Raw genomic sequence first — 26409 nt, forward strand, 5'->3', positions numbered from 1 at the left:
CTTCTCTCATCCGACCAGAAATTCAGATCACATTACTACATAAAATCAGACTTAGATCAATAACTCAAAACAAGTAATTTAAACGTGTGTTTGAATTGCTCGATTGATATGACATTTATAGTCGACTTTTCATTGGCTTACATGTGTGCGCTGAATGTAAATTATTTCTATGTAGGTCTAATTTTTACTGAGCAGAATGAGTAAAAGGATTGGTTTGCTTGGTTTTAATGTACCGGTAAGCCATATCACAGATTTTCAATGACATAGAGTTCAGCATCTTTGATTAAGTTTCGCATCTCTCCATTTAGCTTCATCTGAATGATAATGACATTTACTTTGGGCACCAAGTGTTCATGTTTCTTGTGAATGTAATGGTAAAGGTCGAGTACTGCCAATGGTTTATCGATAGGCCTGATATTACTCAGACCAAGCTTTTCTATAATTTTTACCCCATCTAAGGTATTAGTGAGTGCGACGTCTACATGGCCCGAATTCAGAAATTGCATCATCTGTTCAGTGCTATCAACGTCATGAACATTTATCATATTGAGGGTTATCTTGTTGGTATGCTTAACGCCTCTCACTTTAGCAAGTCGATATTTTTTTAAGTCTTCACTGCTATGGATGACAACGTTACTACCTTGTCTGATAAAAGCCATGGTCTCTAAATAATAGTAAGGGGTGGGTATGCGTATGGTATTGAGGGTTTCGTCGCCGTAGCTGTATATCCTCATAATCTCACCATCTATGGCACCTGAGTTAGCCATCTGCTGAGCGCGCTTTCCCGGCATTGGTGCTATGGTGATTTTTATACCCAGTTTATTATAAATCTCGGGGATAATGACTCTGCCAACCTCTTGTTCGACTAGTTTTTCGATGGACACGAAATGTAATTCTGTTGCTGCGCTGAAGTTTGCGATTATACCTATAAGCATCAATAGAAATGGAATGACTCGAGATGAACTCATTGTATTACTCGGTTGATATATCTTGAGTTAAGTCTGGCAACACTAAGACTTGATTGAGACATTTAATTATTAAGGTGGCCGAATCTAGCCCTAAGTAAACTTTAGTCGTGGTTAAAGGTCTTGTCTAAGAGGAGAGATGAGTACTAGGGAGTACACTCGTGAATGAAGTTCTGACCCAGAAATAAAAATGAGCAGCCCTTGCTGCTCATTTAGTTTATCTAAATTTAATCATTAATTTATATAAGTTTAATCATTAGCTTACTTATTCTGGTTAGAACTGAGCTTCGACTCTCAGGGTAAGTTGTCTTGGCGCACTCAATGTTTGAAAATTATAGCCAACATCCACTAATGACATATATTCATTGTCTAAGATGTTAGTGCCTAAGGCATAGATGGAGAAACTATCCCATTCATAGCCGACACGGGCGTTGACTAAGATTCTTTCATCGTTCATTGGTAAATGATCAAGCCCAGCAGCTGCAGGATTATTGATACCCGATGATTCACCTGCATAGCTGACGTTTAAGTTAGCGAAAAAACCAGCATCACTGCGATAGGTGGAACCTAAGTTAGCTGTCCATTCGGGAGCATCTTCGAAGCTGTTACCGGATAGATCATAAGTGACGGTAGGCAGTACAATTTTAAACTCATTAAACTCAGTTTTGGCATAACCCAGACCGCCATAGACATTCCAATCACTGTCAATCTGGTAGAAAAACTCAGCTTCGAAACCTTGCACCGTAGAGCTACCGGCATTACGGGTTTCACTGTCAAAGCTGTTAGAGGAGAACTGTACATTTACCTGTTGATCTTGCCAGTCGACATAGAAGATGTTGGCGTTAGCACTTAAGCTGCCCTCTAACCAGACCGAGCGAAATGCCAGTTCATAGTTCCAGGTATATTCGGGTTCGAAGGTATGTGTGGTATTTCTTGCTGTGTTAGTCCCTACGCCACCAGAGCGATAGCCTTGTTGTACCGTAAAGCTGGTGGTGATATCGCTGTTCCAATGATAACTGGCACCGAGTTTTGGCAGGAAGGCATTGAATGAAGCATCAAGTAAGGGTTCAACTCCCGAGGCACTGCTGGCAAAACCCAGCAGTTTTTGATTGATGCCAGCAACTAGCGCACTGGTCATAGGGTCGAATGCTGGGTTGCTTGGGTCCGGCATCAGATAAGCGTTGCTGATGGACACATCACCATCGGATTCATTTTCCTGTTTTTCACGATCGAAACGGAAACCGGCAAAGATATCCCAACTATCATTGATCTTATAAACGGCGTCGCCGTACAGGGCTAAGTTAGTCACGCTTTGCTTGGTTAATGCTTCATTATAGATAAGCACAGGATCCACATCGGCGTATAGGCCTAATACCATGTCCGCAAGAGATTGTGGCAGGCCTAAACCTCCATCATCTGGAGAAGTGACTAGCAATGCTGGTACACCTAGTCTTTGGAAGGAGATATATCGCTGGCCATGGGAGGTAATTTCATTCTCCTGATTTGCATAGAAGCCGCCAATTACACCGGAAAATTGTTCGGTATCGAAGACAAATTTTACTTCCTGACTGAAAGTATCTTCCTGATTATTCCAGAATCGAGCTGCCGTTGGCTCAGAGGTAGCATCATCGTCCCAGCTAAAACCAGCTTCGACGGTGGAGTAAGTGCTGACGGCGGAAGCTGTCCAGATGTCGTTGATGTCATAGTTGAGCTCTAAGGTGTATATATCCATATCGGTGAAGGTAAAACTGGCTAGATCGAGAGATACTTGTCGGTGAGCGAAAGGATCTGCTAACTTGCTGCCATCTGCTGCTAAGGTACTGGTACCTCGTATGCCTAAGTTTGTTTTATTCTTGGTATAGCCTATTTGAGCATAAAAATCTTGAAAACTAGATGGCTGATACTTGAGTTTTAAGCGGTAGGTTTCATTATCGTTGTGATCCGCCGTCTCTCCAGTGAACGTATTGTCGATATATCCGTCAAAATCATTTTTATCGGCGCTGGCTCTGAAGGCAACTTCATCTTCGATAACCTCACCGCCTATGGCTGCCGCATATTCCCGTTGGCCGTATTCGCCCACACCGAGTCTGGCCTTACCTTCCCATTCGAAGCTTGGGTCCACCGTACGCATTATGATTGCGCCAGCCAAGGAGTTACGTCCCTGAAGGGTTGATTGAGGACCACGCAGAATTTCTATCTGGCTGACATCCCAAGTTGAGAAACCGCCTTGACGAATTATATCGAAGGGCATGACGGCACCATCAATATACAGGGAGGCTAAGTTGCTCGAGCCGCCACCTGAAACGTTATAAGCATCTATGCCACGTATGCTAAAGCCATTGCGAAGGTCACCGTTAACGTTTGGAGTACGCTCGAGTGCATCATAAAGATCGTTGATATTCTGATCTTCGATCTGCTTGCTGGTGATCACAGCGACACTGGCGGTAGTTTCTTGTAGTGTCCTGTCTACTTTCTGACCTGTCACCATGATTCTTTCTATGGCTTGGTCATCGGCATTAGCCATGCCTGGAAGCATGAGTGAGCAGAGTATGCTAGTGCGAATAGCGAGTGTTATTGCGTTTTGTTTCATCATGGGTCCTGTCTGCATTTCGAAATATAGTTATACGAATGAGAATCATTATTGTAAAAATTGCGGCAGATGTTAGCACGGGGTTAAATCCTTGGTAAGAGTATTTACACTAACTATCTCTAAGATCTTTGAAATTGAGTGCTAGCTAACAGATGGCTGCTTGCTAATGTAAATTTTGCTGAAACCCCCATGAAAGGTGGTAGGCTTGCTGGTTATCTGAATGATAACTATTTGCATGTATTAAAATGAGCCTAGCAATTGTAGTACTCTGGTGTGGATGTTTAACGGCATTCCTATCCAGTAAACATCAAGATTTACTGGATAAACCTATGATGAAGGTTTTTTCCATCTCTATTTTTGTCTCTAGCTTAATGGCCAGTACTTGGTTGTTCATGGAGGCCTATAACTCAATTTCTGCGGCTCTTTTGGTATTAGCCTTGACCATGTTGATCTGGCTTAGCCTAGTGCTACAACTTGGGCATGTTAAGGCTAAGTTAGCTCCCTTTAGCTGTTTCAACTTGGTTTTTTGGTTAGCTCTGGTTCAGTTAGGAGGTCAACATGTGGCCTAAAACCTTCGCCGCCATATTCGGTGGCTGTCTGATCTCTATTTCTGTGATGCTCAATCTCAACCATCTGCTGCCATTGGACGTAGACACTCGATTATTTCTCGGATTATTGATGGCTTTTCCACTCTGGATTAGTGCCATGATCTGGTGTTATGCCAGTGATTCTGGCTGGCACGCATGGCGTCGTTGCGGTGGTTTACTACTGGTATCGGTTGGCTTCAACACTCTGTATTTCTTCAGTTGAATTGAGTTCAACTAAGTTCAACTGAAAGTAAGCAAATAATTATCACTAATTAGATATAAATCATTATGAATAAACAATTTTTAAAGCGTTTAACCGAGGCTCACAGTTGGCTGGGATTAATCATCTCTGGCTTGCTATTTATCGTGTTTTTTATGGGTTCCATAAGTTTATTTCGCAGTGAAATATACCTCTGGTCTGTGTTGCCCCACCATACTCCAGCCCAAGGCGAGGTACTGTCTCCCAGTGAGATAATGAAGTTGGCGATTAAAGATCGTCCCTTCAATGCCAAGGAGCATTTGACGTTAGTGTCTCCCACTGATGAGATGCCATTCTACAAAGTCTATGTGGATATCGTCTTACCCGAAGATGCGACGACGGATATCGATTATGTGTCACTCCTGATGGACCCAGTGTCTGGTGAGGTCGTGGCAAATGTGGATGATTTTTATCTGGCCGAGTTTATCTACCAGCTGCATTACAATCTTAATATTCCCTATGGCAGCTATATCATAGGTTTCGTGACCCTATTTTTCTTATTCGCGCTGGTGTCGGGGATCTTTATCCATGCCCGCAAATTAATAAAGCAATTCTTCCTCTATCGAACTCAGGAAGGAAAACGAGATCAGTTGCTGACCATGCATAATGTGGTCGGTGTGATGACACTGCCTTTTACCTTGATGTATGCCATCACAGGCTTGATCTTTAACTTAGCTGTCATCTATCAGATAGCCTTCGCCTTAGTCTTATATAAAGGTGATCAACAGGCACTCTTGATTGATGCCGGTTATACCCAGCAGATGCCAGAGTGGTTAGATAAGCCGCTGGATACCAGTGCAGAAGTTGATAAGCTAGTGGATCAGTATGTTGAATCTTTTGGTCAGGCTCCCAGAGTCTTACGCGCCTATAACTATGGCGACAAGAGTGCACTGCTGCACATTTTCGGCAGTGAGTCGGGGAAATTTGTTAGCCCTGTTGAGCAGGTGTTTGCCCTCGATGACGGTGAAAGCTTATTTTCAACAACACCTGAATCGCCTAATACTATGACGACCGGGCGAATTGTACTCACGACGCTGCATTTTGGTGACTATGCCGGCACAGATCTTAGACTTATCTATTTATTATTAGGCATGGGCGTGTGTGTGCTTATAGTCAGTGGTAACTTGCTCTGGGCTGAGAAGCGGATGCAGCAGAGACAATCCTCCTCCAAGAGTATCGCAATCGTGAATAGTATGACGCTAGGCTCGACCATGGGAGTCATATTTGCCACCGCAATCGCATTCTTGTTCGAGCGCGTGTTGCCGCTGGGATTGGCTGGGCGGGAAGACTTAATGATTGCCAGTTTCGTCACCAGTCTTGGACTCTATTTTATCTTGGCCTGCTTGGTGTCAAATAAGCGCAGGATGTTGTTTATTTCGCTTATGGCCACAGCTGGTGTCTTAGTCATCACCATATTGGCCGATTGGGTGCTTTTCCATGAACAGATAGTGACAGTGTTCAAAGCGGGTTTCCTCGCTGTTGCTGGGGTAGAGATTGGCTTGGCTGTCACTGTGATTTTGTTTGTTAGCGTCGCTTATTCTTTATTTGCTAAGCGAAAGTCAGATCTACCTAGTTCGGATTTAAACCTAAGCACTGAAGCTGAGCTCGCCTCTGACTCAAGTTTATAATCATCATCAAATAAGAGCCTAATTGATGAGGGATTAACCAATTGATAACCTAAGAAATTAGGTTCATCTAATTAGGCTTATCTCGTTAAGCTCATCTCATTAAGCTTAAACGTTCCTCGTCATACTTTTTCCTAATAAAAAGCGCAGCCATCTGGCTAATGCCGGTAAGTTAAGCTTACTGGCATTTTTTATTTCTGGCATATTTCTGTGGTCTGCGCTTGACCATCCTAGGGTAAGACCGAGTTCGTCGAGGTTCTAAAATCAGGCTCTCTGCCATGTCGTAGAAGTATTTAAGCTGACGAGGAATAGCACCTGGTGTCGAGTAAGGCAAACCCACTAATAGCCTCAAAATATGAGCCAAAGAACCATTAAAACTCAATTGATAAGGGAGATAATCCCCTTTGAGTTTATGACACATTTTCACCATCTGATAACGCACTAGATTGTAGGTGAGTAAGATCCCCCCACAACTCCTGTTTTACAAGCTCTGGCAGTCGACTTCTCAACGTTAAACGATTACCTAGCATGTATTGTTTCTGCTCTCGATAACCTAATTCTATTTCCCATCGATGCACGTATAAGTCAGCTATGTCTGTAACTGGATAACGCATGGGATCTATCATTGATGTCAAAACCGAGTATTCCTTGCCATTAATCTTTCGACTTATTAACCTAACTTCCAGTTCATAAGGCAGCTTTGGCCATCGTTTTCTGGCATGTGGATTGCTTTTTAATTGGACGATTTTATCGTTGCGCCCCAAGCTACGAACCACCTCATATTGGACATTTTTTTTCAAAGGGATCAACCAGTGTCGCTCGTTACCCGTGGTTTGCCACTGATGAAGTAGCCCCAGTGAATAAAATCCTCGGTCAAACAGTGTTAGGCTATGATCCGGTGTCGAGTCGATGAGCTTTTCGGCCAAAATCATCTCATTAACGGCGTAATCATCGAAAGCACTAGCGGTAATAAGATGACTACTTAATTCCATTTGGCAGACCATACGAACTTGAGGATATTGAGTATCTTTTTGTCGAGAGAAGGCTTCTGCGTTATCTGGAGTATCTTCTGTCCGCCACACTACCCCATCGACTCCGAGTAACATCGTCCATTCCAACTTGGGTGCAGGGCTTCACGATTCCAGTGAACTTGAGTGCACTCAAACAGTGCTTTCATTGCCGCTTCACCCAAATCTTTGCGTCGTTGAGTTAATGCGCTCGGAGCAACAAATGGCTTGCCCTCCCTATCAACGATGTCTAGCATATTAACGATATGAGCCATCGACTTATCGTTATAGATAGCCATACCGATAAGAAGCCAAGCCATTGACTCTAAGGTTAATTTACGTTTTCTAAGCGTGACAGTTTCAGTCAATGAATACGCTTCCTCTATCAGTTCCAGAGGGAGTAAATCTGCGAGAGTTTCAACTTGATGAGGTTTGAGTTGGTTGATCATGTCAAAAGCTTGAGAAACTTGCATAAAAAATCCGAGGCCTAGAGATAGGACTCGGATTCTGAAGCATCTAGAAAATCAGTCAACCGATCGATAAATCACTAAATGATCGGCATTACAGCCATCTGGCTGCGTTTTTTGTTTTTAGGTCACATTTAAAACGTGAGGCTGGGCTAATTTATGCTCAGCACCTGTTGTTCAAGCTCAGTGTCATACTGCCAAATTTGATATTGTGGATCTACGGCATCATAAAACCAGAGAACGCCTATCAATTTATCCTGGTGATTAGCCACCCTGATATTAGTGGTGAGCTTACCTTTATCTAGGGGGCCTCGGAATTGGCAGGACTCAAAGTTTACCGAGTAACTCGTATTACTGCCGCTAAACTCATCGCAGAGTGAGAAATAGGCTCGCTTGCTTGAGTCGATATTGATATCTATGGCAAGTTGAAAAACGCTCTCCATGATATTATCAGGATCAATGTTCAGATCATCTAATGACGTCGGCACCGGAGTGGCTGTTACCTCTGGTGTAACTGCTGGCGTTACCGTCGGCGGTGTGTTTGTTGCTGTTACTGCTGAGTCATCTTCTCCGCCTCCACAGGCAGATAGCATGCTGAAAATAAGCAGCAATAGAAAACGTTTTACATTTATCATATTCATCTCCTCTTTCCATGGTCTGGGTTATTGTTATCATTTAAGTTGCACTAATCTTGGAATATGAGTGTCGAAATAGGGTTGAGATACCAATTAGGGTTAGTGTTACCGCTATTATCCGCCGCGAAGTCGATAAACTCAGGATAGCAAGCGTCTAAACGTTGCCTTTCTAGTGGATGCTTCCAGCTGGTAGGTACTTCTAGTGCCCAACTCATACCAAATTTGTTAAGGAAATAAAGACCTTGACTGGGATCTGAGGTATCTTCTCTGGAACCAAAATAGGCGGTAGCAAATTTATCTGTAGGCGCTTTATTTTTAAGGTGGATCTCGAGTTTACGTCCAGGATGCTCGCCAAGGACCATTTTTGCCGCTTGGCCATGATCGGTTCCTGGGGTGGCAAAGATAAAAGGGTCATAGGGAAAGTCTGGCATTTGTGCTTCAGGTATCGCATTTACGAAGGGAATAACCATATTCCAAGTGGTTTGGTAGCTAGTTCCGCAGCCCGCTTCCGATCGAAGAAACTCACAGCCTGTAGCCAGAGTAATATAATCCCATAGGTCCTGAGCAAGAATAAATACCCCGTAAGTTTGACCGCTTTCCAGGGGAGAAGCACTCTGTCCAAGACCATCGATACTCCATTCGATAGTATTTTCCTTGATGTTACTCATGGCTATTCCTGGCAGTTGGATACCAAAACCGTTGTGATAAAAGGCGCCCGCCGCGGCAAGTTTTGCTAAAAACTCAACTCGTCTGACTCGACCATATTTGACGTATTCAATGAGTCTTAAGTGGAAAATAACATCATTCATGTCGTAATCTTCTTGAGTTGGATAGAGATCTTCATAAATGATAGAGGTAAAAGTTGAAGATGACGGGTAGTAGTTAATGGTGACGCCGCTTTCAGTCATGGTGACTTGATAGTCTTCGACCTCTCCATCTCCGGCTCCACCTGTTGGGCCAATATCGGCCAGACTACTGAAGCGAAATCTAGCCCATGTTTGACCAGTTTTTCCCCATGTAGGCACCTCTAAATTGACACTGTTACTGCCGGGTGAAAGGGCCTGGCCTATGATAGCCTGCTCGTCACTGTCAAAAACTCCATCTCTATTCCAGTCAAACCAAGCGTTGAGAAAGCCGCCACTGCCTGTTGCGGTGGCGAGAATGACGGCGGATTCACCTATTTCAAAACCAGTAGGGAAACTGATGCCATCTTCATCATCCATGCCGTCACTGTAATCGTCTGACAATGGGGCTGGGTAACCACTCGCTTCCCCGTCGACAGTGGAGCCTAGATAGAAGTCATCTATGATGGAGTGTCTGGCGCCATTAGATGCCATATAAGTGCCATAGCTATCAGGAGCATCACCAAAATCTACATTTTCTCCCACTGGCACTTCTGCCAAGGCGCAGCGGGCACCATCATTACTCGATGAGGAAGGGCCGTAAGCAAAAATATCGGCTAAGGGGTTTGAATCATTAACATTGAGGCGATAGATCTTACCGTCGCTATTGTTGCTCAGGTAAAGCACGCCGTCGGGATCGAAGAACTGTGCACCAAAGGTAAATTTTGAGCCCGTTGAGACGACGACTACACCGAGATTGGTGGCGGAGGCGTCAAATGGGTCGATGCGAAGTAGGCTGGCACTATATCCATTAGTGACGGCGTAGAGGTAACCATCACTGGGATGAAAGGCGAAGTCGGTAATGTTATAGGTTGCGTTAACCGTACTCCCGGCAACGAGCGTCATAGTGTAGTTATTGGGGTCATCTAAGGGGATTTTAAACAGGCCCTTATTTTTTCTATATCCGTACCAGACATTCTCATTGATGGCGACATCGCCGACAAAGAAGTTGCCTGCCGCCGCCGCATCGACATCTTTAGTCACGCTCAGAGGCGTAATCACATAATCATCACCAGTTTTACCTAAGGTGCTGGCTTCATAGTCCCAGCCATAGATATAGTTATCGTGATAGTTAAAGCCAACACCGTTATAGGATGAGAGTCGCTTCATGTCGTTTGAAAGTATCACATAGCTGCCTGTTGCTAATTCGACGCCGTATGCAATGGGAACAGAAGAGGGAGTTTGTATGATAAAAGCCTGAGTCGGACATGACTCAAATTCAGCAGTTATACCATCCCAAGCAAAGATAGATAAAATGGTGACGAAAAAGAGAGGGGAGAGAAATTTCATAGTTAGTCCCTATATGAAACTGGTTTCACTATGAAGTGCATGAGCCGTGCCATTGATTAACTGATTGATTTTAAATTGGTTATTATTTGTTGTTTATTCGGTTTTGCAATGTGCAACTCAAACTGCATAAGTTGAAATGGGCTTTATACTCACATTTACCTATCCCATAGTGTTGAATTTTGATGTTTAACGGTCAGAAAGCCCAAAAACTGTCTACTCACTAGTTGAATGTTTTTCAAGTTGATTTTTTTATCACTTCCTTAGTGAAAAGCTGCTGATGCTCTACTAAGCTCTGTGAGTACTGCTGTGCAGTGCGTATCATCACGAGTCAAGGAGAGACACATGTCAGCGAGTGTTCGTTCGCCACATCGATTAATTACCTATTTAGCATTTGTTATTACCCTATTTTTTGTCTTGGCCGTGTCAGCTAGTGCTCATTCTGCCGATAAAAAAGTGATTAAGGCACTGTATATTCCTCTTGCTGACCATTATGCATCTTTGGTGGCCTATGAGCGTTATCGTAAAGAGATGCAATTCGCCGATTATCAGCTAGAGCAGATGAAAAACTGGGATCTTTTGCGTGCCTATTTTCAGTCCGGGGAAGTCGATATGGCCTATGTGATGAGTCCATTGGCCATGGATATGTTTAGCGAGAAACCGCATTTCAGATGGATAGGCTTGATGCATAGAGATGGGAGCGCACTGGCGATTAATGATCTGCTCAATGAGCAGGTCAAGCTTGCTGCTGTTAGGCATGAAAGAAAGCCGGACGATAAGGTCGCCAAGGCATTGAAACAAGCATACGAGTCGACGGGTCGTGCAACTGAAATAGGCATGCCTCATCTGTTGGCGACTCATACTGTTGTCTTGTATCGCTACCTTAAAGAGCATGGGGTCACCATGAGTCTAACACCCAATTCAGGTACCCAGGTGTTAGCGATTGCTGTTGCGCCGCCTAAATCACCAAGTTTTATTAAGAGTAAGAGTAATAGAGCACAAGCTGCCGCATTTGAGCAGTCATTACCTTGGGCCGATGTGGTTGAGACGGGAGGGTTTGGTCATGTGGCCTGGTATTCAAAAGATGTCATGCCTTGGGAGCATGGTCATGTGGAATGTATCGCCTTGGCGACAGATGCTGCGATTAAAGATAAGCGTAAAGCTGTCAATGAAGTGATGGCTTATATCCATAAGGCCGGAGAGGACATAGAGGTTGCTCGTGCTCAAGGCGGTGAAGCACTAGAGCAGATAGTTAACATAGTGCGTAAGCATATACCGGCCCATACCCGAGAAGCCATTATTGCCAGTCTGGATCCCGATCTAAGAGTGATTAATTATCAAAATCTTGATGTGGATAAACCAGGGTTGAAATTGATCATGGATCTGGCGGTTGAGGGAGGCATCATCAAAAATGCTATCGATATCGAAGACTTTGCTGACGAAGGTTTTAGTCGCAATGGCTTTAATGGGCTGAGTCAGGCCCAATTGTCCCGCTAGAGTGAGAGAACCGATGGAACATGAATTCACACAGGCGCCGATAAATACGGTAAACAAGTTAAGTTCATTGAGCTTTAACCTGACTATGTGGTTTTTGATATTATCCTTGCTGCCATTAACCATAGTCGCCTGGTTCAGTTATCAGCAAGCCAAGCAGAGTCTGGTCGATGCCGCAGAAGAGGAGTTAACTCAGTCTTCACTGCTGAGTGTGCAGTCTATCGAGAGCTGGTTTAATTATCGTATGGTCGATCTTAACGTCGAAGCTGAGTCAATCAATGCGGGATTAATTCTGAGTTCGCTCTCTGAGGGCAAGGAGTCCAGTGGTAAATCTGCTAGTGAATATGTGACGAGTTACGATTGGACTAAACGAGTCGATGGCCAGCAAAATGACCTAATTGTATTAAGCCGCCAATATGATTATATCAGCGATATATTCTTGATTGATCTCGACGGCGACATTCTTTACTCAGTGGTTAGTAATGATGCTAAAGGTAAAAATGTCTTCTCGGCTAATTTAATCGACTCGCAGTTTACTCAAAGTTTAAAAGTGACCATGGACTCAGGTTTGGCAAACTTTTCTGGTTTAGAGAGGAGCCCATTGAGTCAAGGTCAAATCACAGGTTTCATCTCTGCCCCTATTCTCGATGAATTTGGCGGTCCTATCGGGGCCTATGTCATCGAATTAAAGTTCGATAATATTTTTAATATGCTGCACTCGACAATATCAGACGCCAGTTCATTAACCCATTACATCATAGGTCAAGATGGCATTCTGAGAACGCCAATAAAGGATAATTGGGAGCAGGTATTACAGAGACAAATTAATACTCGCCCCTTTATTGCCTGGCAGGGGAGAGGGGCTAATGATGGCACCGATGGCACCGATGGAAAAAAGAGCATAGCCTATGAATATATTGGTCCTTCCGGTAAAGAGGTGATAGGGCTATACCATACGGTTAACCTGGCCAACATAGAATGGTTATTGATCAGCGAGATAGACAGTGAGGAGACGTTACAAGCCAGTAATTGGCTGGGAAAAGTCACCCTGTTATTAGTACTTTTGACCGCGATGGGTGTGTTACTCGCCTCGGTCTTTATTGCACGTAAGATCACCCGGCCAGTGTTTAAACTTGCCCAGGCCAGCCGTAAAGTTGCCGCAGGAGAAAAACTAACTCGGGTTGATGTTAAAGGAAAAAATGAGATTAGCCAGTTAGCCAGAGCCTTCAATCACATGCTAGACGCTAAAGCACGCCACGAGGAGGCACTGTTAGAGGCTAATAGCCAGGTCATGGAGGCGCTGGATTCTCTGGAGGAGCACAAGTTTGCCTTAGATCAGCATGCGATTGTTGCAGTGACTGACTTGAAGGGAACCATCACTTACGCTAATGATAAATTTTCTGAGATCAGCGGTTATAAAGTCGATGACTTGATTGGCCAGAATCACCGTATCCTTAATTCAGGCTTTCATCCTAGTGAATTTTTTTCTGAGATGTATCGGACAGTATCTAAAGGCAAGGTATGGCATGGCGAGATCTGTAATCGCAATAAACGTGGTGAGATCTACTGGGTCGATACAACCATTATGGCCCTAAAAGATACTCGGAATTTACCTAAAAGTTATATCGCCATTCGAGCCGATATTACCGAGAGGAAACGAACCGAAATAGCGGTTAAAGAGGCATTGTCTCTGATGAATGCCACCCTGGAATCCACCGATAATGGCATCTTGGTGACCAGTATTGACGGAGAGATATTAAGGACTAACTGCCAGTTTTCACATCTTTGGGGAGTCGCTAAAGAGTTACTGGATAAAGGGGTTAACGATAGAGTCATATTAAAACAGATTAAGGTTCTGCTGAAAAAGCCTGAGACCTTCCTCAAACGTGTGGAAGAGATCTATGAGGATCGGGAGTTAGAGGCATTTGATACCATAGCTTTGATAGATGGACGAGTCTTCGAGCGCGCATCATCCCCTATGGAAGTCGATGGTGAGTACTTTGGCCGAGTCTGGAGTTTTAGAGACATTACCGAACGCACCGAAAATCAAAATGCTTTGCTGCAGGCGAAAGAGGAAGCCGAGTTAGCCACTAAGGCAAAGAGTGAGTTTTTAGCCAGCATGAGCCATGAGATCCGCACCCCAATGAATGGTGTCATAGGTATGTTGGGTCTCTTGTCTAACTCTAAGTTGACCGAGTATCAAAACCGTCGGGTCAGTATCGCTCAGTCTAGTGCCCAGTCTTTACTTTCGCTTATTAACGATATCTTAGATTATTCGAAAATAGATGCCGGTAAATTAGAGCTGGAACAGATAGATTTCAACTTGAGAGGAATGCTAGGCGACTTTGCCGAAGGCATAGCTCATCAGGCTCAAAATAAAAAACTAGAACTGATTTTAGACCTTAAAGGGGTCGAACAATCTATGGTTACCGGAGACCCAGGTAGGCTGCGACAAGCGATCACTAACTTAACTGGTAATGCTATCAAGTTTACTAAGCAAGGTGAGGTGGTTGTTAGAGCCGAGCTTAAGCCAGCTCATGAGGGTAAATGGTGGCTAATCTGTTCTGTATCAGATACGGGCATAGGTATACCTGCAGATAAAATTGATGGTTTATTCAAATCATTTAGCCAGGTGGACGCATCGACTACCAGAAAATATGGTGGTACTGGGCTGGGGCTTGCCATAGTAAAGAAAATATCGCGCTTGATGGGTGGTGATGTTTCAGTGAGCAGTGTTTATGGGATAGGCAGTTGTTTCGAAATTAAGGTCTTACTGGGAAAAAGTGAGAGGTCGACCTTAGTGATCCCTAAGGTCGATATTAACCAGTTAACCTTGCTGGTGGTCGATGACAATGCCACTAATCGAGAAGTGATCCGCGAGCAACTAGAGCTATGGGGAGCGACTGTGGTTGAGGCTTGCAGCGGCCAGGAAGCCCTGGATATATGCGCGAGAAGAGAGAGTGAGCCTGGCAGTCCTAAATTTGATGTCGCCTTCTTAGACATGCAGATGGCAGAGATGGACGGCGCCGAGCTAGGGCAGAAACTAAAAGCCGATGCCAGATTCTCGCCAATCAAGCTAGTAATGATGACTTCTATGTCTCAGATGGGGGATGCTAGCTTCTTCGCTAAACTCGGATTCAGTGGCTATTTCCCTAAACCAACCACAACTTCAGATCTATTCGATGCGCTCAATGTCGTCGCCGAAGGCGGAGAGGCACTGCAAAAGGCCCGCCCTCTGGTGACCCACCATTATCTACAGGCGTTACATCATCAAGAAGACGAACCCAAGAAGCCGAGCTGGTCTCATGATGCCCGTGTTCTTTTAGTCGAGGATAACTACGTTAATCAATTAGTGGCGGTGGGGATTTTAGAAGATTTTGACTTAGATGTGGTGGTTGCCGAGAATGGGCTACAGGCACTGAATAAACTGAAGAACATAGTCGGTGATCCTTTCGATCTGGTCTTGATGGATTGCTTGATGCCAGAAATGGATGGTTATCAAGCCACCCGTGAAATCCGCGCCGGCAACGCGGGTGAAGTGAATAAAGACATCATCATAGTCGCTATGACGGCGAATGCCATGATGGGAGATAGAGAGAAGTGCATAGATTCAGGGATGAATGATTATCTGCCAAAACCCATAGATCCAGATAAGTTATTCTCCAGTCTAATGCATTGGCTTCCTCAAGCTGGGTCTGACGACCTTGAGCCTAAGCACTTAGACCCAGAGGGATCAGGCGAGGCATCAGATCCTGTACCAAGTATTAAATCAAACCTTAATACAGATCCTGTGTCCGATATCAGTGCCAAGGATCATAAGCAAGCAGAAGAGTCCATAAAGGTCGATAAGTCTATATGGGATAAGGGGGCATTATTAAAACGTTCCATGGGAAAAGAGTCGCTGTTTAATGCCATAGCGGATCTTTTTTTGGAGGATATGCCTAAGCGTATCGAGTCTCTGTTGCAGGCCAATGAAGCCGGAGATATGGATCAACTGCGTCACGTCTCCCACACCATAAAAGGTGTCTCGGCAAACCTTGGTGGCAGTAAACTTCAGGCTTGTGCGGCGACGATAGAGCAAGCGGCAAAAGAGGGTGAGCTAGATAAGATTCGAGCCGAGATCCCTGAGTTACAGCTTAGATATGAAGACTTGATTTCATTGGTCAAACAGCATGATGAGTCCTTGGGAGAAGATGTCCCGCCGGAGCGTGCAAGTGACCTGTTAATTTCAGAAAGCTTAGCGGATATCTCAGAAAAACTCAGTGAAGGTAGCTATATAGACGTAGACGACTTTGGCCACCTTAAGAGAGCCAGTGAACGACCCGAGTTACAATATAAGTTTGATCACTTATTGCAACTGTTAGCTGATTTTGACCATGAGCAAGCCAGTGCATGTTTGAGTGAACTCTCCATCTATCTTGTCGATATTGGCGCGAGTCCATCTAAGGGGATAGTCAATGGCTGAGCAGGCAACGATTTTACTGGTGGATGATACACGGACGAATATTCAGCTGTTAGCTGGATGTTTAAAGCATGATTACCGATTAAAAATAGCCATGAATGGTCAACGTTGCTTAGAACTCGCGCAACATTCACCCTATCCGGATCTGATTTTACTGGATGTCATCATGCCTGAGATGGATGGCTATGAAGTCTGCCGTCAGCTTAAAGAAAACCCCAATACTAAACATATTCCGATTATTTTTGTCACAGGGCGAGACTCAGATGAAGATGAGGAGTTTGGCTTGAAACTTGGTGCGGTCGACTACATAGCTAAACCCATTCGTCCCGCGATAGTGACGGCTAGGGTCTCCACCCAGATAAAGCTTAAGCATCAAAGTGATCAGCTTCGCAATATGGCGCTCCATGACCAACTGACTAAACTATACAATCGTCACTTTTTAATCGAATCGGCGGCGAGTAAGTTGGCTTATGTCGATAGACATGGCAATGACCTCTCTGTGCTTATGATAGATATTGATTTTTTCAAGCATATCAATGATCAATTTGGCCATCATGTTGGCGATCGGGTCCTCAAGGCTATAGCCGACATACTCAAGACAGGTAATCGAAGGGAAGATGTTGTGGCCCGTTTCGGCGGTGAGGAGTTTGTGGTGTTGCTGGAACATTGCTCACTCAAGTCTGCTGTCGAGAAGGCCGAATCCTTAAGAGCACAAATTGAAGCGTTAGAGCCGATGGGGATAGCTGTGACAGCAAGTTTTGGTGTGGCTCAGTTAATGAAGCATGAGCAAACATTTGTCGAGTTACTCTCTCGTGCCGACGCCGCTGTCTATCAGGCTAAAGACTTGGGTCGTAACCGAGTTGTTGCCGCTGAAGATGAGTATAACGTGCTTCATTTAGATAAAAAAACAGTCTGATTCATTCATTTACTCGATGGGATTAATCATGATAAATAATGTAAATATACTGGTAGTAGATGATACTGCCGATTGTCGTTTGATGCTCAGGGCAATGCTTGAGGATGACTACTGTGTGACTGAGGTGGCGAGTGGTGATATGTGTCTCATCGAGGTGGCTAAGGCTATACCTGATCTCATCTTACTCGATGTCAACATGCCAGGTATTTCGGGTTATGAGGTCTGTGTCAATTTAAGGAAGATGTATCAATCTGAGAGTCTACCGATTATTTTTGTGTCGGCTCTGGACTCTTTTGAGGAGCGCCTCGCAGGATATGAAGCTGGCGCCGATGATTATATTGTTAAGCCTGTCGAGCCAGAGATCTTGTTTGCCAAGGTCGCTCATTGCTTAGCTCAGCGTCAAATAATGAGTGCAGCTAAGGCGAGTGCGACCGAGGCCATGAGTGTTGCCATGGAAGCGATGACAGTCAGTAGTGAACTTGGGCAAGTAGTGCAATTTATTAAAGATGTCCAATCAATTAAGGATGCACAGGGAGTGGGCCATGGCATTATCAATATCCTCTCAAGTTTTGGCATTAACTCGGTGGCTCGAGTCGATACAGGTTCTGTGGCCTATATCGGCTGTAATGAAGAAAGTATAGAGGCGGAAGTCTTGACTCGATTCGTGGTACATCATGAACGGATTCTAAGTGTCGGCATTCGTACCGTCATTCGAGACCCACACATAGTGCTGTTAATCAAAGATATGCCCCTAGATGATGAGAATCGTTGTGGTCGTTTTAGGGACCATCTAGCTGTGTTGATGGATATAGCCAATGCACAACTTGCTAATATCAAGAGCCGTAATATGATGCTAGAGCAGCGTCAGCAGATCTTTACTCAAGTCATCTCGGTGGCTGAGCAACAGATAAAGAAGACTACAACTCGACTTTTCGAACATGACAAAAACTCCCAAGGAATAATGCATGGCATGGTGTCCGAGTTAGAAGGCATGTTGTTTGGCCTGGGATTAGAGGAAGATCAAGAGAAAAAGTTGATGGCCTTGGCAGATCAAACATCCTTGCAATTGCAGGAGACTCAGGGACAGACACAAGTGGTGAGTGGTGAGCTAGGTGCTATTCTCGAAAGCTTATATGACTTCTTCAATACACTCAACGAGCCGTCAAAAGGCGATCTATCTTAATCAGCCTGCCACATATAAGTCGCGAGCCTTATTGAATCTTCTCTGAGGCTAATATTTTAATTGAGACTATTCATTATAAATTCCAACTGACCACTAACGAAGCATAGCCATGCCATTTGTCTGTGTCACTTTGATATTCCTTGGTATAGGCATTAAATGTCCAGGCAAGAGACCAAGCTGGATGAGCCCAGATAATGCCGCTATTGATGCCAGCCTGTCTACTTTCTAGTTCGATTTGGGGATCATAGGGCACAGAACCATCGAGAGTGAGATCGTTAAAGCGATAACCTAGGTAGGCTCGACTATAGAGCATTAAACTACTGCTTTTAGTTGTGGCGGATAGATTGCCATATTGACCCTGATGTTGACTCAAGCGTCCGAATGACTTGGCCAGTTCATTGCCCCATCTTAAGGTTAATCCCAGATCAGTTTGGCTGCGAAAGTTACCTAATTGTGTATGACTAAAGCCACTAAGATCCCACTGGGTTTCACCTAAAAATCGGCTATTGAATGCTGTGCCTCTACTTACAAGGGCATCTACCTCGTAAGCCACTTGTATTGTCACTTGATTCCCGACTTGATATTGCCAGCCTTGAGGATTGGATGAGCCCGTGACCTTGTGCACAAAGGATTGAACTTGCTCATTTGCCGATGCCGGACCAACAACCCCAAATGACAACCAGTTTTTTTGCGTTAATCGAGCTGAATAGGTTGCTGTATGAGCTTCAAATGCTAGGTAGCCAGCATAAGGTCGATCTTCAGCTTGTGTTGCCTCGACTTCAATCATGCCTGGTGTCCACATCTGTTGGGTGACTTTCCAGCCCCAAGCATATTCAGCCTCGGCTTGTAAAAAGGTGAATTCCCCAAGCCATTGAGCTGGTATAGGAGCATAAGAAAGCTGGCTTTGAGCCATGCTCTCCCAACCAATAATGATGGCATTAGTATAGTTTCCATCATCACCAAAGATGATGTCATTATCGAGTTGGATATGCCATTGGCCTGCATGAGTAACTGGCGTACTCAGGACTAAACTAGCAGCTAAGCCAGAGGAGAAAATACTGGTTAGATAAAATCGAGAGTACAAATTCAGCTCCTAGCTGAAAGATTTTTACCTTCGTCAATGGTCTCCTTAGAAGACACATGACCGTAGAGTCTAGTTCAGTGTTGCACTCACCGAACATACTAAACTAGGCAGGTGTGAACTAGGTTATTGAACAGCATAAACAAAGGTTGTCACATACAACAAACAAATAAATGTGACGCTTTGTATTAGCCAATGTGTATCTTGTGTTCGTCGCCGCTATGGTGATTAAAATAATTTAGTCTATGACCTTTTTCACCGCGCGTTCGAATCCCTTTAATGAGTAGCTTTGCTTATGAAAAAGTACCCTCTGTGCATCGTACATCATAGCGATGAACGGCATGCTTTCTGAGTCTTTTATCTGGGCGAAAGACACGCCATCATGGCAACCAATTAAGCCTGGGAGTGCCAAGCTAGTCATTTGACTATTCATCTCGAGCTCAACATAGATGTTGACATTAATTGGACTGAAAAGGGCGTCTTGACCACCGCAGTATTCGCGGTCATTAACATGGGTAAAAATGATTGTGGCCTTGCCTAAACCTGCATCTATTACTTTCATCTTTTGATAACCATAGGTGGCGATGACAGCTGCATTGTCAGAGTTTTTCTGATGGGTCCATTCACTCCTGCCGAGCTCACCGGCAAAGATACTGGCAGATAACACCGATAAAGCTAAACCTAAGATGGGTTTAATCATGACTCGCTCCAGAAATGAGTTAAGTTCATGAGTATATTAACGTTAGCTAGCTTAATTCTTGCTGAATTTGACTGCTTGATAGCAGAGGACTTAGTTATATTTAACTAAGATAGGGTTTAAATAATATAAGTTGCGCGCAATCTAGTTGTGCTATGCATTGTCATCTGATAGAGTCGCTTTAACTTGAGTTGCGCGCAACCTAATTGAGTCGGTCAACTGAAATAGTGATCCAATAACTCATGCAAGCGCACCAATATAAGTGCACCAATATAAGCGCACTAATACCTGAGTGCAAAACCTAAACACTAAACTTAAGTACTTAGCAAAGCACTCAACCAAAGAATTAATAGAAAGCAGAGGCTAATCATGAAAGCAATTTATCAAACTAAAGCAACAGCAAGCGCAGGTCGTAACGGCAAGGTAGCAACAGACGATGGCAAGTTAAACCTATCACTCAGTTATCCAAAAGAGATGGGTGGCAGTGGAGAGTCTACCAATCCTGAGCAACTGTTTGCGGCTGGTTACAGTGCCTGTTTTTCTAATGCTATTTTGCATGTCGCACGTGAAACGAAACTTACATTAAGCCAAGCCCCTGTTACGGCTACAGTCGCTATTGGCGTTCGAGAAGAGGGCGGATTTGGATTAAGTGTCGCATTATCTGTGACACTTGAACTAGCTCAAGAGCAAGCAGAGCAATTAGTGAAGAGTGCACATCAGGTGTGCCCTTACTCAAATGCAGTCAGAGGTAACATAGACGTGGCCTTGACGGTCAATGATCACAAGCTATAACAGCTTGTGAATGACTAGGCTAATCTGTCAAGGGACAGTTAGCTTAGTACTAATACGAGTACTATCCAGTAGGCACTAGACTAACCTTATAAACAGAGTAAACGCGATGAATAACAGCAGAGGAAAATCCTTATGAATCTAGCATTAATCACCAGTGGCAGAGTATTGTTAGCCCTCTACTTCTTATTACCTGGGATAATGAAGTTTGTGAGTTGGGATATGCATGTGGCACTGATGGCAGAGCATAATATGCAGATGATCCCTCTATTACTGGCGACAGCTGGGGTATTTGAGATACTCGCAGCTCTGGCATTAATAGCCAATAGATACACAGTATATGTGTCTCTGATGCTTGCGGGTCTCGTGGTTATTATCAATTTCAGCTTACACGATTTCTGGAACTATACCGGTATAGAGGGAGCGCATGAGATGCAAAACTTCATCAAAAATCTAGGTATTCTGGCAGGTTTATTGGTGTTAGCAGGCCACTCATCGAAGCATGAAGCCAAGGCAGAGTAAAGCTGGGTTTACTGTTTTAAGACTGGGTAGAAGCTACAGACAGGGCAACAGTTCGAGGGGACTAACGATTGATACAGGTGCTGGTCTTGAAAGAAGCGTAAGCCTATAGCAATCGATAGTGATCAGTATTAAATAGCAGTCTTGAAAATATGCATAAACGATGGTGGCTGCTCAATATCAATGGGTACTCTGAGCTTTCGTGCTACATCATTGGCAGAGATCAAGCCTCTAATGTGATGCTGCTGATGGTCAATGACCAAAATATGATGTAAACCATTCTGCTGTAAAGCCCTGACCACATCACTGACATTGGCGGTGGCTATCTGCTCATAATCCAGTGCCATTAACTGATCTCTTGGGATCATCATATCGGTAACTAAGAGCTCATCCAAGCTAGAACCAAACTTGTTGGCTAACTTGACCATCTTTCTGTGAAGCAGTCTGTGCTTAGTGATGATACCTAAGAAGCTATTATTTTTATCTACCACAAGACGCATAAATCCATGGGTCTTATCCATGATGCTCAAAGCTTCGAGAGCATGGGCCGATGAATCTATGACCATAGGCGGAAAATGATCGAAGTCAGTGAAGATAGATAGGGCTGGTGAATTTAACTTAGTAATATCCTCATCAGATGACCAGAGAAGGTGATCGATTTCGGCGGTACTGAATAGGTCTAAATTTCTCATATTTATGACTCCTTAAACTGCGAAGGTTTAGGCTTAGTTTTGTTGGGGAGGTCAAACTTCTGTATGTGTGCCAGGCCTGATGATCATCAATTAGATGAAAGGGCCTCTAGCATTGAGTCTCAGAAGTAAGCTCTTGCCTATCAAGTTAATCTAAGTAATGCAAGTAGGTCAATCACATTAATAACAATTAATTTTTGTAACCTATTGATGTAAAATGTTAATTTTGTAGCGAGTTTGATCTAAGCTCTTCAGGTAAGGGGGTATTCGGAGGTCAAATACTCTTGCAGTTGAAGTTAGCATTAGCGTGACAGTAGGAAATCATCAATGGCTGATCCATTTTTAAGAATCAGTAATAATCAGAAAAAATAGATGCTTAGAAAGAGATATAAGTAAGGGAAGGTGACCTGTGTATTTAGATACATATTCCCATAGGAATAACTGAGATTTATTTTATCTTAAACTCAATAGGGGCCAATTTTTGACTATACTCAAGAGTGAAAGGCGTATCATAGGTAGTGATTAGTTTTGTAAGTTTTGATGTCATATCTATGAGTAGCAACCGTGTTAGTTTCTGGGCTTACAGTACGGTCAGCGAGGGATGTAGCATAACCCTGTAATAGCTAGCCCCCGACGCGCTTTTCACCTACTTCGACCTTGTTTTACACTAATTTTTTAATCCTCTTAGTGTACGGGCCTGCTTGATAGCAGGCTTTTTTATTGTGATGTAAAACACTCCCCAAAATGAATATCAGGCAATAAGAATAGCCATAAAAAAAAGCCAACCATTCTTGTTATGAGAAGTGGTTGGCTTTTGTTAGTAATCGGTGGAGGGTCGATGCGGTTTGGATGGCTGACTTTGATCTTATAAATAGCCTCAATGGCTTTTGCGTTCAGTTTGATATTGGCTAACTTGCCGGTTTTAGTTTCATGGATGATTAACCTATCTTGCTGAAGATCGCTAAACTTAATCGATAGTAGATCTGAAATACGTAAAGCGAGGTTTAATCCGATGTTCCATATGTCCGCCATCTGCTTACTGTATCGAATTTCAAGCAGATGACTAATGAGATTGATTGTGTCTAACTTATTGATTTATTGGGCTTCTGTCATGCTAAATTCCTTTTTTTTATGTATATCGTTGAATTGAGACCTTCAGAGAGCCGGGGATAGTAGAACCGCATGTAGCCTGGGTTTGCAGGTTCCCGTTTTACCAATATGGGAACTTGGGTTTGAGAGCTGCTTTAATCATGTGACACGCGCACTTGATACACATCCATCGAGTGGTAACTGATGAAGTTTTCAATAAACAGTTTGATGAGCTCTTTACACTCTTGAGGGCACATCCAGCCACACAGAGAGCTGTAGACTTGATTGCTATTGAAGCAGATATCAATGTCCTTGATTAGCTCGGGTATAGGATAACCATGGAAGGCAAAGTCAGTCATATACACCATGCGCCAATGAGCATCTTGTTTCTCTAGGCGGATCTCTACTGGGTGAAACCCACCAGCTTCAGCAGAATATTCAGGATCTCTGAAATTTAAGGTTATTGCATTTGAGCTTTTAGGCTCAGCAGTCATCAAAACTTGGTTAATTAGCGTATATAGCTCACTAGGCATTGCCGGTGTTTGAGGTCTTTTCAGTGTAATTTTCATCGTGTTTTCCATTTTAAAGGCCATGCAAAGCAGGGAGTAGAGTTAGCGCTCTTACTCCCTTGCCATTGCTGGTGGGATTAATAGTGGGTTGTACAGAGGTAAGTGCAGTGATCGAATGAGATCAGAGGTTAGCGAGTGTGATACTAGGGCTTGAACTTACAGCAAACCTTTTTCTGCAAACGATGTCGGTGTTGCGCCGATAACGATATGGTCCAGGACTCGCACATCGATAAGTCCCAATGCATCGGTTAACTTCTTCGTAATCAGTTTGTCAGCCTGTGACGGTTCAGATTCCCCTGAAGGATGGTTGTGAGAAAATATCACTGCCGCAGCATTCACCTCTAAAACCGCTTTCACTACTTCTCTTGGGTAAACACTTGCGGCGTCAATCGTGCCAAAGAACAGCTCTCGAAACTCAATCAGTTGATGCTGGCTGTTTAACATCATCACGCCAAATACCTCCCTTTCATAACCGCCTAGCTTGTATGTCAGAAAGTCTTTAGTGGTCTGAGGGTCGGTGTATACGTCTTGATGGTTAAGTTTCTCTGCAATGATGTTAGCGGCGCTCTCAAGGATTTGAATGGCAGTAGTCGGCCAGTGTGAGGCTTTATTGGCATTAGATTTATTGTGCATAAAGATCTCCTTTAATCAGTTAGTTGCTTATGCACAGGAGTGATACATATCTGAAAAAGTTTGGTTTGGACTCGACTCAATAAATTTTTACCAGTGCTGCACATCTTGTGAATTAAACATGAGGAATTCACAATGAGACTGATTAAATTACATGAAGTGATGAGTAGCACAGGCTTAGCGCGTTCGACAATCTATAAGTACCTTGAAGAAGGTTGCTTCCCTAAGTCTGTGTCTTTGGGTGCTAGAGCCGTGGCTTGGGTAGAAAGTGAAGTGCAGGAGTGGATACTATCGAAGATTGAAGAGCGAGATGAGCAGAGTTAGTCAGTTAGTTCGTAATGTAGTTGCGGCATAAATGGAGGACCGACAAGCCCTCCATGAACTCGTACAAGTGCACGCTAACAGTCAGTCTCTGCTGCCCATTGGTATCCAGCGATGACACCTAACAAGAACAGCTCTGCGATAGGACTGTACCTAACAAAGCTAAACATAGTTTGACTCCTTCAATGCTTGATAGAGTCCAACTCCAACAGCGAAGCCAGCAATAAACGCTATAGGCAGAATGCCTCCTTAATGAATCAATAAAAGTAAAAAGCAGCTGGTGGCATTGCGTCCACTAGCTGCTTTGCTGTGCCGTTAATGGGTTACAGCATAGTGATGATATATATCTGAAATTAGTTAGGACCGTATTTGTATTGGTGATGACAGCCATAAATTTCTACACGCTCAACTCATGTTGTAAATGAAACGATAGTTGTGATGGTTTCTAAAACATCCTTTAGTTAAGCTGTTTTTGACGAGTATAAGTGGGAATATCGAGTTCGGATTGATAGTGGAGATCATTACGACTGTCACCAGACTTCTCATTTAATAAGTCATGTATATTCAACAAGTCTAATGAGGCGAATCGGTCTTTGGGGGGCGGTAATGTGGCAGCGTCCACCTGTACTGCTGAACTAACTACAGGTGCTTGAATGCCCGTTGCAATGATCATTAGCTCAAGATCGCAATCAAGCTCTGGCACAATAGTTAACCCTATAATCACCAAAGCGCTCGGGTCTAACTGCTGATTCAAGGTTGTACCAATATTATTATATTGGCTGAGTTCAATATCTTCAGTTGCCATAACACTAACAATCGCGCCTTTTGCATGAGTAAGATCAACCTCTTCTAGCAATGGGTTTTTAAGTGCATTGTTGATGGTAAGTTGTAAATCCTCCCCCTTCACTTGTTTCGCAACTCCCATAGCCGCACGACCTTGATGACTAACAACAGCGATGAAGTCATTCAAGTCTATATTAATAAGCCCTGATTGACTGATGGTCGTTGTCAGCCCGAGCAATACATCTTGTAGAATACGGTTACTTTCAAAGAAGGCGTTAACCAGGGTTATTTTTTTATCTAATGTTTCAGCTAATTTATCGTTGGGCAGTACTATCACGGCATTAGCATGCTGCATTAATTGTTCAACGCCAGTGTTTGCCAGCTGATTTCTTTGATGCCCTTCAAAGCAGAAAGGGGTGGTGACTACTGCGACTAAAGGTTTATTCAATTCTGCAGCTACAGAGGCTATAAAGGGAATGGCTCCAGTGCCTGTACCACCTCCCATGCCACCGGTGATAAATATGATGTCGGCTAAGGCTATGAGCTCTTTGATCTGCGCTTCAGATTCTTGTGCAGCTTCATGACCTTTTTGGGGATTAGCACCCGCTCCTAGGCCTTTCGTAGCTTCTAAGCCGATCTGCAAGCGAGTATTACATTGGGAGGCTGCTAATGACTGTGCGTCAGTGTTGACGGCAATAAGTTGTGCGTTGTCATTTAAAGGAGACTGACTGAGCTGATTGATGGTATTGCATCCACAGCCCCCTACGCCGAAAACGGCTATGCGAGGTGTTTGGTTATTTTCTGTGAGTAGATCAAACATAGGTTCATCTCCTTGAAGTTATAGTCCGAAGCGTAACCTATGG

General features: G+C 43.8%; 20 protein-coding genes and 2 pseudogenes. 10 read left to right on the forward strand and 12 right to left on the reverse strand.

Annotation, left to right across the window (positions count from 1 at the left end):
• Positions 1-245 precede the first annotated feature (245 nt).
• A complete protein-coding gene (locus tag SVI_RS06100; protein ID WP_013050601.1) occupies positions 246-968 on the reverse strand; it encodes a substrate-binding periplasmic protein in 723 nt (240 codons plus the stop codon).
• Between the two features lie 271 nt (positions 969-1239).
• Entirely contained in the window at positions 1240-3558 is a 2319-nt protein-coding gene (locus tag SVI_RS06105) for a TonB-dependent receptor (RefSeq protein ID WP_231847776.1), read from the reverse strand.
• A gap of 242 nt (positions 3559-3800) precedes the next feature.
• On the opposite strand from SVI_RS06105, the gene SVI_RS06110 reads away from it, so the two are divergent.
• The 3 genes from SVI_RS06110 to SVI_RS06120 all read left to right on the forward strand — a co-directional run bounded on the left by SVI_RS06110 (position 3801) and on the right by SVI_RS06120 (position 6029).
• Complete coding sequence (locus SVI_RS06110; protein ID WP_013050603.1) at positions 3801-4124, forward strand: hypothetical protein; 324 nt, start codon at positions 3801-3803, stop codon at positions 4122-4124.
• On the forward strand, positions 4114-4365 hold the full coding sequence (locus SVI_RS06115; protein WP_041419740.1) for a hypothetical protein: 252 nt from the start codon (positions 4114-4116) through the stop codon (positions 4363-4365). The genes SVI_RS06110 and SVI_RS06115 overlap by 11 nt, the downstream gene beginning before the upstream one ends.
• Before the next feature lie 65 nt (positions 4366-4430).
• Positions 4431-6029 (forward strand): PepSY-associated TM helix domain-containing protein, encoded by a 1599-nt coding sequence (locus SVI_RS06120; RefSeq protein ID WP_013050604.1) that lies wholly within the window; start codon positions 4431-4433, stop codon positions 6027-6029.
• Between the two features lie 175 nt (positions 6030-6204).
• Here the strand turns inward: SVI_RS06120 and SVI_RS06125 are convergent.
• The 3 genes and pseudogenes from SVI_RS06125 to SVI_RS06135 form a co-directional block, all read right to left on the reverse strand.
• Positions 6205-7506: pseudogene (locus tag SVI_RS06125) on the reverse strand (IS4-like element ISShvi2 family transposase).
• Between the two features lie 146 nt (positions 7507-7652).
• Positions 7653-8141 carry a hypothetical protein gene (locus SVI_RS06130; RefSeq protein ID WP_013050608.1) on the reverse strand — a complete coding sequence of 163 codons (489 nt, stop codon included), beginning with the start codon at positions 8139-8141 and terminating at the stop codon, positions 7653-7655.
• Positions 8142-8185: 44 nt separating this feature from the next.
• Positions 8186-10327 carry an LruC domain-containing protein gene (locus tag SVI_RS06135; protein ID WP_013050609.1) on the reverse strand — a complete coding sequence of 714 codons (2142 nt, stop codon included), beginning with the start codon at positions 10325-10327 and terminating at the stop codon, positions 8186-8188.
• A gap of 342 nt (positions 10328-10669) precedes the next feature.
• On the opposite strand from SVI_RS06135, the gene SVI_RS06140 reads away from it, so the two are divergent.
• From SVI_RS06140 to SVI_RS06155, 4 genes are read left to right on the forward strand one after another with little or no spacing between them, the layout of a single operon-like run.
• Positions 10670-11821, forward strand: a complete 1152-nt coding sequence (locus SVI_RS06140) for an ABC transporter substrate-binding protein (RefSeq protein WP_013050610.1) — start codon at positions 10670-10672, stop codon at positions 11819-11821.
• Between the two features lie 13 nt (positions 11822-11834).
• The gene (locus SVI_RS06145) at positions 11835-16283 is read left to right on the forward strand and encodes a response regulator (protein WP_041419741.1); all 4449 of its coding nucleotides are present in this window, start codon (positions 11835-11837) and stop codon (positions 16281-16283) included.
• Positions 16276-17196 (forward strand): diguanylate cyclase, encoded by a 921-nt coding sequence (locus SVI_RS06150; RefSeq protein WP_013050612.1) that lies wholly within the window; start codon positions 16276-16278, stop codon positions 17194-17196. The genes SVI_RS06145 and SVI_RS06150 overlap by 8 nt, the downstream gene beginning before the upstream one ends.
• 28 nt (positions 17197-17224) lie before the next feature.
• Positions 17225-18379, forward strand: coding sequence for a response regulator (locus tag SVI_RS06155; RefSeq protein WP_041419742.1), 1155 nt, complete (start codon positions 17225-17227; stop codon positions 18377-18379).
• 73 nt (positions 18380-18452) lie between these two features.
• Here the strand turns inward: SVI_RS06155 and SVI_RS06160 are convergent, their stop codons facing one another.
• A complete protein-coding gene (locus tag SVI_RS06160; RefSeq protein ID WP_013050614.1) occupies positions 18453-19463 on the reverse strand; it encodes a lipid A deacylase LpxR family protein in 1011 nt (336 codons plus the stop codon).
• Between the two features lie 235 nt (positions 19464-19698).
• Positions 19699-20160 (reverse strand): hypothetical protein, encoded by a 462-nt coding sequence (locus tag SVI_RS06165; protein WP_013050615.1) that lies wholly within the window; start codon positions 20158-20160, stop codon positions 19699-19701.
• Between the two features lie 366 nt (positions 20161-20526).
• Between SVI_RS06165 and SVI_RS06170 the strand changes: the two genes are divergently transcribed.
• Positions 20527-20949 (forward strand): organic hydroperoxide resistance protein, encoded by a 423-nt coding sequence (locus tag SVI_RS06170; RefSeq protein WP_013050616.1) that lies wholly within the window; start codon positions 20527-20529, stop codon positions 20947-20949.
• A 132-nt stretch (positions 20950-21081) separates the two neighbouring features.
• Positions 21082-21468: a DoxX family protein gene (locus SVI_RS06175; RefSeq protein WP_013050617.1), complete on the forward strand. Its 387-nt coding sequence runs from the start codon at positions 21082-21084 to the stop codon at positions 21466-21468.
• Positions 21469-21596: 128 nt separating this feature from the next.
• Here the strand turns inward: SVI_RS06175 and SVI_RS06180 are convergent, their stop codons facing one another.
• The 4 genes and pseudogenes from SVI_RS06180 to radC form a co-directional block, all read right to left on the reverse strand.
• A complete protein-coding gene (locus SVI_RS06180; RefSeq protein ID WP_013050618.1) occupies positions 21597-22157 on the reverse strand; it encodes a CBS domain-containing protein in 561 nt (186 codons plus the stop codon).
• Positions 22158-22991: 834 nt separating this feature from the next.
• Positions 22992-23249 (reverse strand): annotated as a pseudogene (locus SVI_RS06185) (site-specific integrase); the annotation flags it as partial.
• Positions 23250-23398: 149 nt separating this feature from the next.
• Complete coding sequence (locus SVI_RS06190) at positions 23399-23812, reverse strand: DUF2787 domain-containing protein (RefSeq protein ID WP_013050620.1); 414 nt, start codon at positions 23810-23812, stop codon at positions 23399-23401.
• A 156-nt stretch (positions 23813-23968) separates the two neighbouring features.
• Entirely contained in the window at positions 23969-24445 is a 477-nt protein-coding gene (gene radC, locus SVI_RS06195; RefSeq protein WP_013050621.1) for a RadC family protein, read from the reverse strand.
• Positions 24446-24577: 132 nt separating this feature from the next.
• On the opposite strand from radC, the gene SVI_RS06200 reads away from it, so the two are divergent.
• Complete coding sequence (locus SVI_RS06200; protein ID WP_013050622.1) at positions 24578-24766, forward strand: AlpA family transcriptional regulator; 189 nt, start codon at positions 24578-24580, stop codon at positions 24764-24766.
• Between the two features lie 454 nt (positions 24767-25220).
• Here SVI_RS06200 and ftsZ read toward each other — a convergent pair whose 3' ends face one another.
• Entirely contained in the window at positions 25221-26366 is a 1146-nt protein-coding gene (gene ftsZ / locus SVI_RS06205) for a cell division protein FtsZ (RefSeq protein ID WP_013050623.1), read from the reverse strand.
• Positions 26367-26409 lie beyond the last annotated feature (43 nt).

The organism is Shewanella violacea DSS12, assembly GCF_000091325.1.
GTDB lineage: Bacteria > Pseudomonadota > Gammaproteobacteria > Enterobacterales > Shewanellaceae > Shewanella > Shewanella violacea.